The following is a 13,865-nucleotide window of genomic DNA, read 5'->3' on the forward strand; positions in this document are numbered from 1 at the left end:
GAAATCGATGGCGAAAGGCGCGGCGGGCGATCGCCCTCTGCTGATCAAAGCTGCCGCGCCGGCGATGAGCTGAGGGATGGCGGCGGAAGCCATCCCTCATGTCGTCAGTTGGTGGTCACTGTGCCTTCGGCATCGGCCGCCGTGCGCAGCTTGATGCCCTTCTCCTTGGCATAGGCTTCTGAAGACTTTTCGATGATCGGACGCAGCAGTTTCCAGTCCGGGGCGATCCAGTCGGAGACGACGTTCCACTTCTTGCCGTCCCATTGCTGGAAGGTCACATAGCCATCACCTTCGTGGTTGTCCCAGGAGACGTTGATGGAGTGGAAGAGGTCCTTGGCGCCGAGTGCAGCGACCTTGGCTTCGTCAAGTTTCAGATGTTCGAAGCCCCATCGCACTTCGTCACCGGTCAGCGTCCGCTCGCCGAACTTTTCCTGTGCGGTGCGGATCGCCTCGACATTCAGGATGCCGTTGACGATGCCGAGGTTGTGGTAGACGGAACCGATACGCTTCTTGTCTTCCAGATTACCCTTGCCCTGGTCGTAGAGGGTCTTCACAATCTCCTGCAGGACAGGATATTGCTGACCCGAAGCCTGGGTGGTGATGGCGGTATAGCCGACCGCCGCCTCACCTGCAGGGATGACGTCTTCTTCCGAGTTCGACCAAACATTGCCGACGATCTTGGAAGCAGGGAAGCCGACCTTCGCCGCCGTCTTCAGCGCCACCGGGTTCATCACACCCCAGCCGCGCAGAACGACGTAGTCGGGCTTGGCGCGGCGGATCGTCAGCCATTGCGACTGCTGCTCGTTGCCGGGATGAGGCACTTCGATCTGCTGGACGGTGAAGCCATACTTCTCAGCCAATAGCTCATAGATTGGAATGGTTTCCTTGCCATAGGGCGAACCGTGATAAAGTACGACGATCTTCTTGCCCTTGAGGTTGTCGAGCCCGCCTTCCTTCGAGGCAAGGTAATTCACAATGCCTGAGGTCTCCGAATAGGGGTTGAGCAGCAGCGGGAAGACGTAGGGGAAGACGCGCCCGTCGGTCGAGTCGGTGCGGCCGTGGTTCACTGTGATCAGCGGCACCTTGTCGCCAGTGATGCGGTCGATCATGGCGTAGGCGATGCCGACCGAAAGCGGGTTCCAGGCTGCCGCGTTCGGATGGCTCTTCTGGCGCTCGTAGCATTCGACGCCGCGCTCAACCTCATACTGGGTTTCGCATTCGTCCCAGGTGAGCTTGACCCCGTTCACGCCGCCGTCGCGGGTGTTGATCAGGTTCAGATAATCGATGAAACCACCGAAGAAACCGGTTCCGCCGGCCGCATAGGGTCCGACGCGATAGCTCTGCAGCGGGAAATATTGCTCATCGGCATGGGCAGGCGCCAGGCCGACCCCACCGATGATGGCGAGCGCTGCGACCGCCGCCTTGAATGTGGTTTTCAGACGTTTCATTGGACAAACTCCCTCTGTTGACCGGCCTTTGCCGGTGTTCCAATGCATTTCGAAGATGATGATGTCGCGGCTCAGCCGGCTGGTTCGGGCGCGCTTTGCCTGAACCGCCCCGGAAGCCGTCTTGCGAGCGCCGCAAGCCCATCGGGCTCGAGGATCAGGAAGGCGATGATGAGTGCGCCAATGACGATCCGCTGGCTCATGTCGAGCACGCCGGAATCGAACAGGTCGCCCAGGAGGAACGATCCGACACGCGACAGCAGGACTGGAAAGACCACCATCAGTGCCGCGCCCAGGAAGGCTCCGCGGATCGTCGCCAGACCGCCGATGATAATGATGAACAGGATCTGGAACGACCGGTCGAGATTGAAACCGGCAGGCTCGACCGTGCGCAGATAGGCAAAGGCCCAGAGTGCGCCGGCAACGCCGATGATGAAGGAGGACAGCGCGAAGGCGAGCAACTTGGTGCGCAGCACAGGTACGCCGATGATCCGGGCCGCCGTCTCGTTGTCGCGAATGGCGATGAAATTGCGGCCGGTCTGGGAGGACGCGACGCGCCAGGCGAAGAAGGTCAGCACCGTCACGATGATGAGCGCAAAGTAGTAGCGCCCGGTCGAACTGTCGAAATCGATGCCAGCAACGGTGAGCTTCGGCGCGTCGATCACGCCTGATGGGTTGTCATTTGAGAACCAGCCGAACTTGGTCAGCGCCCACTGTACGAAGAACTGCGCCGCGAGCGTCGAAACGGCGAGATAGAAACCGCGCAGGCGCAGGCTCGGCAGGCCAAAGACGATACCGACGGAAGCTGCGACGCTGCCGGCGAGCGCGATAGAAACGAGAAGCGGCAAGCCCTCGACGCGCAGATTGAAATTGAAGGCGGCGAAGGCGCCGACTGCCATGAAAGCGGCGCTGCCGAGCGACACCTGGCCGGCATAGCCGGTGAGCAGATTGAGCCCGACGCCAGCCAGCGATAGCGCCAGGAACGGCAACAGCAGCGCTTCGATCAGATAGCTCGAGCCGATAAAGGGCACGGTCCCTGCGAGGCTGAGGATGGCGAGCGGTGCGAGCCAGCCAGGAAGCTTTGCAGACAAGACGGGCTCGGAGTTAATGACAGCCATGGCTCAAACCCTTTCCACGAGTTTTTGCCCGAACAGGCCAGAGGGCCGAACGAGCAGGAAGACCAGCGCGATGACATAGGCAAACCAACCCTCGATGCCGCCGCCGAAATATTCGCCGATATACACTTCGGCGAGCTTTTCCGAGGCGCCGATCAGCAGGCCGCCGATGATGGCGCCGGCAATCGAATCGAAACCGCCGAGCACCAGCACCGGCAGGGCCTTCAGAACCACGAGCGAAAGCGAGAATTGAACCCCGCTGCGCGCGCCCCAGAGGAGGCCTGCGACCAGCGCGACGAGACCGGAGGTTGCCCACACTGTGGCCCAGATCCGCGGTAGGCGAAGCCCGACGGCGAGTGCTGCGAACTGGTCGTCCGCCACCGCACGGAAAGTCAGGCCGACCCGGGTATAGCGGAAGAACAGTGTCAGCCCGATGACCATCAAGGCTGCGACGGCCGAGGCGAAGAGATCAAACTGCGAGATGAAGACGCCGTAAAATTCGAAAGGCACATCCTCGATGCCAAGTTCCAGGGCATGGACCTGAGTGCCCCAGAGGAGCTGGGCAGCCCCCTCGATGATGTAGGAAAGCCCGAGCGTTGCCATGAACAGCGTGATCGGCGGCTTGTTGACAAGGGGGCGGAGCACTACGCGCTCGACGCCGATGCCAAGCACCACCATGATGGCGAAGGTTAGCAGAAGCGCGAGATAGATCGGCACCCCGCGCTCGACCAGCGAGACAAAGGTAAGAGCGGCAAACAGGAGCAGCGCCCCTTGCGCAAAATTCAACACGCCTGACGTCTTGTAGATCAGCACGAAACCGATAGCGACGAGCGAGTACATGACACCGGAAAGCAATCCACCGGTCAGTACCTCGAGGAAAAAGAGATAGTCGAAGCTTTCCATTATGCGTCCGCCTCTTCCTCGTCCTCGCGGGCAACGCCGAGATAGGCGTCGATGACGGCCTGGTCGGTTCGCACTTCGGCCGGCGTGCCGTCAGCGATCTTGCGGCCGTAGTCGAGGACGGCGATCCGGTCCGAAAGCCCCATGACCATGCCGATATCGTGTTCGATCAGGATGATCGTCGTGCCGTAATCTTCGCGAGCGGCCCGGACGAAGCCGGCCATTTCCTGCTTTTCGGTGGCGGTCATGCCGGCCATCGGTTCGTCGAGCAGCAGGATCTTCGGATCTGGCGCCAGGGCGCGGGCAAGTTCGACGCGCTTCTGCAGGCCATAGGGCAGCGAGCCGGCAAGCCGGTCGTGAACATGGCCGAGATGCAGGAAGTCGATGACCTGCCTTGCACGTTCACGCACCTCGCGCTCCTCGCGGCGGGCGCGCGGCGAACCAAGCGCCTGGCCGATGACGGTGGCGCGGCGCTGGAATGTCAGGCCGGTCATGACGTTTTCGAGAACCGTGAGCCCCTTGAACAAAGCGAGATTCTGGAAAGTGCGGGCGATGCCGAGCCGCGCGGCTTTCTGCACTGGCACCTGCGTATAGGTCTTGCCATTGAGGCTGACCCGGCCGGTATCCGGCCGGTATTGCCCCGAAATCACGTTGATCAGAGAGCTCTTGCCGGCGCCGTTCGGACCGATGATCGCCCTAATTTCTCCAGACTGGATTGCCAGATCGACATCCGAGATCGCTGTGACACCGCCAAAAGAGAGCGAGATCCCCTCAAGCGCCAATATCGGCTGACGGGCAGGCGCACTGTCTGCTAGGTTCCCCAAGGCACCGCTCGATGGCGTGGCCGCCGGCAGCGGGGGATATTCCCTCGGCGTGACGGTCTCATCGAGTGCTGTGTAATGCGCATTCACCATCGTCTGCTCCGTTGTGCGCAGAAGTCCGTCAGGTGCGACCCGATGGCCGCACGCCACCGGCCGGCTCCCCGCAAAGGGAGCCGTTCGCCATTTTCAATTTGGGAGGGAAGCCGTTACTCGGCGGCTTCCAACCGTTGATCTTCGATCGCTTCCAGTTCGCGGACAATCGGCAGGACGTGCTTGCCGAAATATTCCACCTCTTCCTGGAAATGCAGGAAGCCGAGCAGAATGAGGTCGGCGCCCGCCCGCTTGTGACCGATGATGCGTTCGGCCACCTGTTCCGGTGTGCCGATCAGGTTTGAACGGAAACCGTCATTGTACTGTACCAGGTCCTGGAAGGTGGATTTCGCCCAGTTGCCTTCGCGTTCCGGCGAGGCGTTCCCGGCGTTCTGGACTTCGTGATGGAACCCCTTAACCGCCTCGGGGATCGCCTTGTCGAGAATCTCCTGCAGGACCTCCTGCGCTTCCTTCTCCGAAGATCGGACGATGCCGAAGGCATTCATGCCGATCTTCGTGCGCCAGCTCTTGCCGAACGCCTTTTCCTTGGCGCGGATGTCATCCACCTGGGCCTTCAGGCCTTCTGGCGTGTTGCCATTGGTGAAGTACCAATCGGAAACCCGGGCCGCCATGTCGCGGGCAGCGCGCGAGGAGCCACCCTGGAATACCTGCGGGATGCCGCCAATCGGTTTCGGCTTCATCGAGTAATCCGTGAAGCGATAGAAGTCGCCGCGCAGGTTATAGACGTCCTCCGTCCAGATGCCGCGGATCGCGCGAATGAATTCCTCAGAGCGGCGATAGCGCTCGTCATGGTCCAGCCAGGGTTCGCCGATGGCGGCAAACTCGCCCCGGAACCAGCCGGAGACGATATTGACGTCGACACGGCCGTTGGTGAGGTGGCTGATGGTGGAAATCTGCTTGGCGAGCACCGCCGGGTTCCACGGGCCTGGCAGAACGGCGGCAATGACGCGGAGCTTTTCGGTGGCGGCAAGGAGCGCGTGGGAGAAGGAAACCGACTCGTGCTGGTTGTCGGCGCCATATCCGGCCGTGAAGCGAATCTGGCTCAAGGCATATTCAAACCCTGATTGCTCGGCAATCTGGGCGAGCTTGCGATTGTAGTCGATGCCCCAATCGGTGCGCTGTTCGACCGAACTGATAACTAGGCCGCCGGATACGTTCGGCACCCAGTAGGCAAACTTCAAGGGTTCTTTCTTCGATTGTGACATCGGTCTCTCTCCGTAATTATTATCTATTTGTCAGGCGCTTAGCCGTGACTGTTCTTCGTCGCGGGCCAAGGCAAACGTCCTGGCGTGCGGAATGATCAGTTCCAGTTCGCGCACCGCCGCTCTGATCCGCTTCTGAATGTCCGGACTTGAAACGGCGTATGAGTCGAACTCACTCTCGATCGCATAGACCGAGGTTGGCAGCGGCAGCGCCTTGAAGAAGCTGAACAAGGGCCGCAACTGATGATCGATCATCAAACCATGCAACGGCGTCCCCCCCGTTGCGACAAGGATCACAGGCTTGCCGATGAGCGCCTCATAGTGAACCAGGTCGAACAGGTGCTTGAGTGCTCCGCTATAGGAGGCGCGATAAACCGGCGAACCGACCACCAGAACATCCGCATTCTCTACTGCGCGGATGATTTCCCCGCCTTCCGTATCCAATTGGTCGGCCCGCAAGGCCCGGAAGATCGCCGGCGCCGACACAGACAAATCGATGTGCCGCCCGGTAAGCCCCAGCTCGGACTCGATTTGACGCAAGACCGATCCTACCAATGTCGATGTACGCGATGGCGCCTTTACGTTTCCTGATATTCCAACGATGCGCAGTTCTTTCATGGGACCCTCCACTACATAAACCCTATAAATTTAGTGGAATATGTGCAAAGCCACATGCTGTTTGATTTGGCGACGTTTGGATTATCAAATTCTAAAGAACATCCATTTTTCGAAATATTCGTCTGTCCGTGCCAGTGCTCACCTCCGCCTGTCGAGAAGCGTTCGGGGAGTGGCTCGCCTTTATCTGGAGGTAGTGCGTGAAGCGCCGATAGCGTTCGATCGCGAGTGGAATACCGCCGCATGCCACTCTCAAAGCGGTGAACCATCGACTTCGACGACCTGAAGAAGATCACCGTCGCCGCACTGGTAGTCCACGGCAGCGACGATCAAATCGCCGCGCTGGAGATTTCCGCGAAATTGACTGCTGGGCTCGTTCCGCATGCCAAGCTGATCGTTTATGAAGGCGGTGCGCATGGATTGCTGCATGTTGACAAGGACCCCTTGGACGCCGACCTACTGGCTTCCTCCGCGGCTGATAGCGTGGAAATATCGGGGGGCTGGCCGTAGCCCGGCCCCCCAACGCCTCTGCAGGTCAAATGGGGGTCTGGCAATAAGACCCAGCGATCTCTTCACGTATGGGTGGCAAAGAGATCACCGCCATATTCATTCCCGATGATGCCGCCTAAACGTGCCGACAGTGACACCGCGGCGTCGAAGGCGCGAACGTCATCGTCACACGCTGCACCGGTCCAACACTGGCACATCTTCGGCTTGGAAAAAAATTCTTTAAGGCACCTTAGAAGTGGAATGACCTGTCTTTCTTGTTCTTGAGATAGCGGTTTAGAAGAGACCTAAAGACGCCCTGCGCCGAATGCCAATCAATGATTTCAAGGTTATGAAAGCTTCTATTTCCGATCACATTCTTGCGTCGGCCGGTGCGCTCTTCTATCGGGAGGGGATCCGCGCTGTCGGCATCGATCGCATCATCGACGAAACCAAAATCGCCAAGGCGACGCTTTACCGGCATTTCCCGTCCAAGGATCATCTCGTCGCGGCCTATCTTCAGGATCGCCATGAGCGGGTTATCCGCTCTCTTGAATCCGTTCTCGACGAGGCACCTAATCCGCGCGATCAGCTCAACCTGATCTTCGAACGTCTGCATGAGAAAGCGGATAGTCCTGAATTTCGAGGATGCGCATTCGCTCTTGCGGTCGCCGAGCACGGTGATTCAGAACGCGTTGTCAATGTCGCGCGCGCTCACAAGACAACGGTGAGCCAGATTTTCGCCGCGCTCATGACGAAAGCGGGCGTCGAGACGAGTCGTGCGGCCGCTCATCTTTCCCTTCTCTACGAAGGAGCACTGGCGACGGTTGCCGTCGGCCGCGACCCGCAGGCTGTGCTGACCGCCAGGGACTGCGCCCTTTTCGTCTTCGACGCCGCACTTTCCCAAATCAAGGATGCTGAACAGGCATAGCATGACAGAAGCAATTGACTATTTCTTCGGCATCGGTTCGCCCTGGTCCTTCATCGGTCTCGATGCCTTTTCGGAACTTGCCGGAAGGTACGGGGTGTCGATCCGACCACACGTCATCTCGGTGATAGAGGACAACGGCGGCATCTATTCCCGCAACAGGCCCGAGGCGCGCCGCGCCTACTGGACAAAAGACCTGAAGCGCTGGGCGGCTTTGCGCGGCAAGACGCTCAATTTCGAAAATCGCGGTGCCCTTTCCGATCCGACTCCCGCAGGCTTCATGGTCATTGCCGCCATCGAGGATGGCCTCGACTGGCTCAAGCTGACGCGCGCTCTCCAGGCCGCCTTCTGGACGAATGGTGATGATATTGGCCGAAGTGAAGTCCGCCAGGCGATAGCCGAGCAGGCAGGCTTCGATGCAGCAAGGCTCGAAGAACGAGCCCAGTCGGAGGCGATCCATTCGGTCTGGCATTCAAACATCGAAGGCGCCAAGAGCGCTGGTATCTTTGGGCTTCCCACGTTTCGCTATGACGACGAGCTCTACTGGGGACAGGACAGCCTGCCGTTCCTGGAGCGCCATCTGAACGGTGAGAAGATCGCCGTCTGACACCCGTAAGCCTACAGCGCAGACGTGTTGTATCTACACCGGGCGATATTGCTCTCGCCACCGGTACAGCTGACAGAGGAACTGAGAAATGGGCGCCCTATCCGCCGACCTATCCAATCAGCTGCTGTCGAGGTTCAGCAATCGGCTCTCGATCTCGCCGGCGCTACGCGAACAGCACGGCCGCGGTGAATCCCACCACGCGCCGGCAATACCGGATGCCGTGGTCTTCGCACAAAGCACGGACGATGTTGCCGAAACCGTCCGTCTCTGTGCCGCGGCGGGCGTGCCGGTGATTGCCTTCGGGGCTGGAACCTCACTGGAGGGCCACCTGACCGCAGTGCACGGCGGCATATCCATCGACCTTTCGCAGATGTCGCAGATCGTACGCGTCAGCGCCGAAGATCTCGATTGCACCGTTCAGGCCGGCGTCACCCGTGAACAGCTGAATGCACATCTGCGGGACCAGGGCCTGTTCTTCCCGATCGACCCGGGTGCCAACGCCACGATCGGCGGCATGGCAGCAACGCGCGCATCGGGCACCAACGCCGTGCGCTATGGCACGATGCGCGAGAACGTGCTGTCGCTCACCGTCGTGCTGCCGAGCGGCCAGGTCATTCGCACCGGCGGAAGGGCGCGCAAATCATCGGCTGGGTATGACCTCACCCGCCTCTTCGTCGGCTCGGAAGGCACGCTCGGCATCATCACCGAGGTGACGTTGCGGCTGCAGGGCATTCCTGAAACCATTTCGGCTGCCCTTTGCTCGTTCGAGAGTGTGGAGCAGGCGGTCAGCGCAGCAATCGCGATCGTTCAGCTTTCCATCCCAGTCGCTAGGATGGAGCTGATGGACCGTGGCCTAATTGCTGCCGCCAACGCCTATTCCGGCCTCTCCATCAGGATTGAAGATACGCTTGCCTTCGAGTTCCACGGATCTCCTGCCTCGGTTCAGGAGCAGGTCGAACTTGTTGCGGAAATCGTCAAGGATCAGGGTGGCAAGGATTTCGAATGGGCCAATGCGCCAGAGGAGCGAAATCGTCTCTGGAAGGCCCGGCACAACGCCTTCTATGCAGTCGTCTCGCAACGGCCGAATGCGAAGGGCTGGTCATCCGATGTCTGCGTGCCCGTCTCCGAGTTGAGCGGATGCATCCTCAGGACGCGCGCGCTGCTGAAAGAGTGCAGTGTTCCCGCAGCCATCCTCGGCCATGTGGGCGACGGCAACTATCATGTGGTCTTCGCCTTGGATCCCGAGAACGAGGCCGAGATCGCCGAAGTTGCCGCCATCAACAAGAAGATGGTGGAGCACGCGATTTCCGTCGGTGGCACGTCGACCGGAGAACATGGCGTCGGCACCGGCAAGATCGGCTATCTGCGTCAGGAACACGGAGACGCCGTCGAGCTGATGGCGCTGTTGAAGTATGCCATCGATCCCAAAGGCATCATGAACCCTGGCAAAATCCTGCCAGTGTGAGCGCTGCCTTCGTCAACGCGACGACCGGAGACTGTGCAATGGACGGCTTCAAGACCCACAGCTCTCATTGGGGCGCATTCTACGGGCGGCAACAGGAGGGAAAGCTCGAAATCCAGCCGCATCCGGCCGACCCGCATCCGTCGCCCCTGCTCGGCAATCTGCCCGCAATCGCCCACAGCCCCGCCCGCATCCGGCGGCCAGCCGTCAGGCGCGGCTGGCTTGAAGGCAAGCCTGATAATGCCGGGAAACGTGGGAGCGACGGTTATGTGGAGGTCAGCTGGCCGGAAGCGCTCGATCTTGTCGCCAACGAGCTTCGCCGCGTTCACGACGAAGCCGGACCGCAGGCGATTTTCGGCGGCTCGTATGGCTGGTCCAGCGCAGGACGCTTTCATCATGCCCAAAGCCAGATCCATCGTTTTCTCAACGTGCTTGGCGGATATGTCAGATCGGTCAATACCTACAGTTCGGGCGCGGCGATGGTCATCATTCCGCATGTGCTCGGTCCTTACGATAGCTTCGACCGAAAGAGCGTCACCTGGGAGGCGATCGAGCGCAGCAGCGAGCTGATCGTTGCCTTCGGCGGCATGGCGGTCAAGAACACCGATGTCCACGGCGGCGGTATCAGCCGGCACGTCGTACGTCCCGCGCTGAGTGGTGCCCGTGCCCGCGGCGCGCGTTTCGTCCTCATAAGCCCCCTCAAGGATGATCTCGCCGCCGATCTGGAGGCTGAATGGCTGCCGGTCATCCCCGGAACCGATGTCGCGCTCATGCTCGCAATCGCCTTCGTCCTCGTCCACGAGGGACGGCATGACCGGAAATTTCTCGACCGCTATACGACAGGCTATCCACGCTTCGAGGCTTATCTGCTGGGACGCGAGGATGGCGTCGAAAAGAACCCGCAATGGGCGGCAGGCATCTGCGGTATCGCGGCCGAGACGATCGTGGATCTGGCGCGGCGCATGGCGAACGTCCGAACGCTGATCACCGTCAGCCATTCCTTGCAGCGCGCCGATTACGGCGAACAGCCTGTCTGGATGGGGATCGTGCTGGCGGCCATGCTCGGCCAGATCGGGCTCGATGGCGGCGGCTTCTCCTATTCGCTCGGCGCCCTTGGCAACATCGGCAAAAGCCAGCTTGCCGTTCCCCTTCCGACGCTCAAGCAATTCCACAATCCGGTGCCGGATTTCATTCCCGTCGCACGGATCGCCGACATGCTGCTGAAACCCGGCGAGCCCTTCCACTACAATGGCCAGGCTCTGCGCTTTCCTGACATCCGCCTTGTCTATTGGGCCGGCGGCAACCCGTTCCATCACCATCAGGATCTCAACAGGCTTCGCCGGGCGTTCAAGAAGCCGGAAACGATCATCGTGCATGAGACGGCCTGGACGTCCTCGGCACGCCACGCCGATATCGTCCTGCCCGCGACCACGACGCTCGAGCGCGACGATATCGGTGCAGCCGACCGCGATCCCATGATGATCGCGATGAAGAGGCTCATCGAACCAGTCGGCGAAGCACGCGACGATTACGAGATATTTGCCGATATCGCAGAGCGTCTCGGCAAGCGCGGCGAATTCACCGAAAACCGCTCGAGTCGCGAGTGGCTTGCTTTCCTCTTCGAGACAACGCGCGCGGCACTCGCAGCCGCTGGCCACCCGGCGCTGGATTTCGAGACGTTCTGGGAGAAAGGCGAACTGCAACTGCCGGTGAAACCTGACGATGGCGGCCCTGCGCGTGCATTCCGAACCGATCCGGACGCCAATCCGCTGCCGACACCTTCGGGCAAGATCGAAATCTTCTCTGAAACGATCGAGAGCTTTGGTTATGACGATTGCCGGGGACATCCGTGCTGGTTTGACCCGACGGCCACGCCGGCGGAAAGCCGCTATCCGCTCTATCTGGTCTGCAACCAGCCGCATTCGCGCCTTCACAGCCAGCTGGACTATGGCGACTTCAGCCGTTCGACCAAGATCAAGGGGCGCGAACCCGTGCGCATTAATCCGGCCGATGCGGTCGAGCGCGGCATTTCGGATCGCGATATTGTCAGGCTGTTTAACGCCCGCGGCAGTTGCCTGGCGGCTGCGGTGATCAGTGCGGATGTGAAACCGGGCGTCATGCAACTTGCCACTGGCGCTTGGTTCGAGCCTGATGACGCTGATGCCGAGATTGCAATCTGCATTCATGGCAACCCGAATATCCTGACAAAGGACACGGGCACGTCTCAGCTTGCCCAGGCATCGACCGGGCAACTGACAAAGGTCGAGGTCGAGCGCTTTGAAGGGGAATTGCCGCCCGTGCGCGTTCTCGATGGAATGACGTTCACCGGCATATAGGCCGATGGTGGTGACGCCCTTGGCGGGCGAAGGGCGTCGGAAATCCTGATCCTCGTGTTTCGCAGTGCGCTGATAAAATAATCTACATATTTGGTAGAAAAAGAACAACCAGTCTTTCTCGCAGTTGATCCGGTCACGTAGGCTCCTGTTCACGATCAGCCCGGCAACAAACAGGACCGCCATATGAACGACTGCTCTTTCCACTCTCTTCTTTCCCGGCGTCGTCTGCTGAGCGCCACCTCTGCACTGGCATTTGCCGCTTTGGTCGCAACAGCGAATGCAACCCCGGCCCTGGCTGAGGACGGAGCGCAAGATGGAGGAGACGTCGTCTTCCTGATTGACTCGCTCGGGGACACCTGGATCCCCAACAACATCGCGATCTCCAGCTTTCAGGGCCATATATGGGGGCATGTGACCGACAAGCTTCTCTATGTCGATGCCGACGGCAAGGTCAGCCCGTGGATCGCCGAGCGCTGGGAGCAGAACGACAATGCGACTGAATTCACTCTGCATCTCAAGAGTGGCGTGACCTTCTCCGACGGCAGCCCGCTCGATGCGGCGGCCGTCGTCGCCAATCTCGACATCTGGTATGGCGGGCGCAAGAGCGAGGGCATCAATCCGATCGGCCTCTTCCCCAAGACCTATGATCACGCCGAGGCAGTCGATGCGACAACCGTCAAGGTCTTCTTCAAGAAACCGACGCTGGGCTTCATTCCGACACTTGGCTACCACGGCTCCATCCTCATTTCGCCGAAGACCATCGCCTCGCCGGCGAGCGCCCAGGCGGACCTGAGCAAGACCTCCGGCAGCGGCCCTTATGTCGTCGAGTCCTGGAAGGAAGGCGACTACGTCAAGCTTGCCAAGCGCAAGGATTACAACTGGGGCCCGGCAGCGGTCGGCCAGACCGGTCCCGCCCATCTCGATACGATCACCTACAAGCTCGTGTCGGAACCGTCGCTGCGGGTTGCGGCAGTGCAGTCCGGCCAAGCCGACGTTGCCTATAATGCATCTCCTCAGGAGCTCGAGTCCCTGAAGTCGGAAGGCCTGACGGTCGCCACGCCCCGCTATCTCGGCTTCGTCAACGGCTGGGCGATCAACACCAAGCTTGCCCCCTATGACGACGTGAAGGTTCGCCAGGCGCTTCAGGCCAGCATCAATCGCCAGGAAATCATCGACACCGTCTATACGCCCGACTGGAAGCTTGCGACGTCGTTCATCCAGAGCAACGTTCCGGGTGCGACTGACCAGAGCGCGCTGCTGGCCTACAATCCTGAAAAGGCAGAAAAGCTACTCGACGAGGCAGGGTGGAAGAAGGGAATGGGCGGCGTCCGCGTCAAGGATGGCAAGCCGCTGTCGCTGACGCTGAACTCGAACCCCTACCTCGCGACATCGAAATCGATCGACGAATTGATTGCGCAGCAGCTCGGCAAGATCGGCTGGAAGGTCGATATTCGTGCCTATGACGTCGTCACCTATGGCCAGAAGGTTAAGTACGGTGGCGCGGGCGTACCGGCCTATGAGGTGACGCGCTCCTTCATCGACGCCGGCACCGTCGCCAGCATCCTGACCAATGCCAACAATGGCGAGAACTGGTTTGCCCTCGACGAGAGCGACAAGACCCTCAACGACTTGCGAGACAAGATCGCCGGCGCCGGCACCATCGAAGCCCGCAAGCCGCTTCTCGACGAACTACAGAGATACGTCCTCGACCAGGGCTATTTCATTCCGCGAACGCAGATCGTCCAGCGCATCTACGTGCAGTCGCCGAAGCTCAAGGGCGAGGTCTATAACGGCGTCGCCTACGCCAGCTACTACACCGCGACGAAGAGCGAATAGC

Annotated in this window: 12 protein-coding genes; 5 read left to right on the forward strand and 7 right to left on the reverse strand. The window is 60.3% G+C overall.

The features are described 5' to 3' along the window. Positions 1 to 104 precede the first annotated feature (104 nt). The 7 genes from NXC14_RS31700 to NXC14_RS32835 form a co-directional block, all read right to left on the reverse strand. Complete coding sequence (locus tag NXC14_RS31700) at positions 105 to 1,448, reverse strand: ABC transporter substrate-binding protein (RefSeq protein WP_085781929.1); 1,344 nt, start codon at positions 1,446 to 1,448, stop codon at positions 105 to 107. A 71-nt stretch (positions 1,449 to 1,519) separates the two neighbouring features. Next, positions 1,520 to 2,563, reverse strand: coding sequence for a branched-chain amino acid ABC transporter permease (locus NXC14_RS31705; protein WP_085781930.1), 1,044 nt, complete (start codon positions 2,561 to 2,563; stop codon positions 1,520 to 1,522). A 3-nt stretch (positions 2,564 to 2,566) separates the two neighbouring features. Continuing rightward, on the reverse strand, positions 2,567 to 3,463 hold the full coding sequence (locus NXC14_RS31710; RefSeq protein ID WP_085781931.1) for a branched-chain amino acid ABC transporter permease: 897 nt from the start codon (positions 3,461 to 3,463) through the stop codon (positions 2,567 to 2,569). Next, a complete protein-coding gene (locus tag NXC14_RS31715; RefSeq protein ID WP_085781932.1) occupies positions 3,463 to 4,374 on the reverse strand; it encodes an ABC transporter ATP-binding protein in 912 nt (303 codons plus the stop codon). The genes NXC14_RS31710 and NXC14_RS31715 overlap by 1 nt, the downstream gene beginning before the upstream one ends. Before the next feature lie 113 nt (positions 4,375 to 4,487). Continuing rightward, positions 4,488 to 5,597, reverse strand: coding sequence for a dimethylsulfone monooxygenase SfnG (gene sfnG, locus NXC14_RS31720; RefSeq protein WP_085781933.1), 1,110 nt, complete (start codon positions 5,595 to 5,597; stop codon positions 4,488 to 4,490). Positions 5,598 to 5,627: 30 nt separating this feature from the next. Next, positions 5,628 to 6,212, reverse strand: a complete 585-nt coding sequence (gene msuE / locus NXC14_RS31725) for an FMN reductase (RefSeq protein WP_085781934.1) — start codon at positions 6,210 to 6,212, stop codon at positions 5,628 to 5,630. A gap of 249 nt (positions 6,213 to 6,461) precedes the next feature. Further along, positions 6,462 to 6,638, reverse strand: coding sequence for a hypothetical protein (locus NXC14_RS32835; protein ID WP_157131534.1), 177 nt, complete (start codon positions 6,636 to 6,638; stop codon positions 6,462 to 6,464). A gap of 409 nt (positions 6,639 to 7,047) precedes the next feature. Here NXC14_RS32835 and NXC14_RS31735 point away from each other — a divergent pair, with 409 nt between their 5' ends. The 5 genes from NXC14_RS31735 (at position 7,048) to NXC14_RS31755 (ending at position 13,864) form a co-directional block, all read left to right on the forward strand. Continuing rightward, entirely contained in the window at positions 7,048 to 7,626 is a 579-nt protein-coding gene (locus NXC14_RS31735) for a TetR/AcrR family transcriptional regulator (RefSeq protein WP_085782088.1), read from the forward strand. Between the two features lies 1 nt (position 7,627). Continuing rightward, positions 7,628 to 8,230 (forward strand): DsbA family protein, encoded by a 603-nt coding sequence (locus NXC14_RS31740; protein ID WP_085781935.1) that lies wholly within the window; start codon positions 7,628 to 7,630, stop codon positions 8,228 to 8,230. A gap of 88 nt (positions 8,231 to 8,318) precedes the next feature. Continuing rightward, the gene (locus NXC14_RS31745; protein WP_085781936.1) at positions 8,319 to 9,695 is read left to right on the forward strand and encodes an FAD-linked oxidase C-terminal domain-containing protein; all 1,377 of its coding nucleotides are present in this window, start codon (positions 8,319 to 8,321) and stop codon (positions 9,693 to 9,695) included. A 38-nt stretch (positions 9,696 to 9,733) separates the two neighbouring features. Then, a complete protein-coding gene (locus tag NXC14_RS31750) occupies positions 9,734 to 12,028 on the forward strand; it encodes a molybdopterin guanine dinucleotide-containing S/N-oxide reductase (protein ID WP_085781937.1) in 2,295 nt (764 codons plus the stop codon). A gap of 183 nt (positions 12,029 to 12,211) precedes the next feature. Then, positions 12,212 to 13,864, forward strand: a complete 1,653-nt coding sequence (locus NXC14_RS31755; RefSeq protein ID WP_085781938.1) for an ABC transporter substrate-binding protein — start codon at positions 12,212 to 12,214, stop codon at positions 13,862 to 13,864. Position 13,865: the final 1 nt, after the last annotated feature.

The organism is Rhizobium sp. NXC14 (assembly GCF_002117485.1).
In the GTDB taxonomy this organism is placed as follows: Bacteria; Pseudomonadota; Alphaproteobacteria; order Rhizobiales; family Rhizobiaceae; genus Rhizobium.

Bases quoted from the DNA above. Each gene is read 5' to 3' on its own strand.
- NXC14_RS31700 (WP_085781929.1), bottom strand. From the start codon at position 1,448: ATGAAACGTCTGAAAACCACATTCAAGGCGGCGGTCGCAGCGCTCGCC.
- NXC14_RS31705 (WP_085781930.1), bottom strand. From the start codon at position 2,563: ATGGCTGTCATTAACTCCGAGCCCGTCTTGTCTGCAAAGCTTCCTGGC.
- NXC14_RS31710 (WP_085781931.1), bottom strand. From the start codon at position 3,463: ATGGAAAGCTTCGACTATCTCTTTTTCCTCGAGGTACTGACCGGTGGA.
- NXC14_RS31715 (WP_085781932.1), bottom strand. From the start codon at position 4,374: ATGGTGAATGCGCATTACACAGCACTCGATGAGACCGTCACGCCGAGG.
- sfnG (WP_085781933.1), bottom strand. From the start codon at position 5,597: ATGTCACAATCGAAGAAAGAACCCTTGAAGTTTGCCTACTGGGTGCCG.
- msuE (WP_085781934.1), bottom strand. From the start codon at position 6,212: ATGAAAGAACTGCGCATCGTTGGAATATCAGGAAACGTAAAGGCGCCA.
- NXC14_RS32835 (WP_157131534.1), bottom strand. From the start codon at position 6,638: ATGCAGCAATCCATGCGCACCGCCTTCATAAACGATCAGCTTGGCATG.
- NXC14_RS31735 (WP_085782088.1), top strand. From the start codon at position 7,048: ATGAAAGCTTCTATTTCCGATCACATTCTTGCGTCGGCCGGTGCGCTC.
- NXC14_RS31740 (WP_085781935.1), top strand. From the start codon at position 7,628: ATGACAGAAGCAATTGACTATTTCTTCGGCATCGGTTCGCCCTGGTCC.
- NXC14_RS31745 (WP_085781936.1), top strand. From the start codon at position 8,319: ATGGGCGCCCTATCCGCCGACCTATCCAATCAGCTGCTGTCGAGGTTC.
- NXC14_RS31750 (WP_085781937.1), top strand. From the start codon at position 9,734: ATGGACGGCTTCAAGACCCACAGCTCTCATTGGGGCGCATTCTACGGG.
- NXC14_RS31755 (WP_085781938.1), top strand. From the start codon at position 12,212: ATGAACGACTGCTCTTTCCACTCTCTTCTTTCCCGGCGTCGTCTGCTG.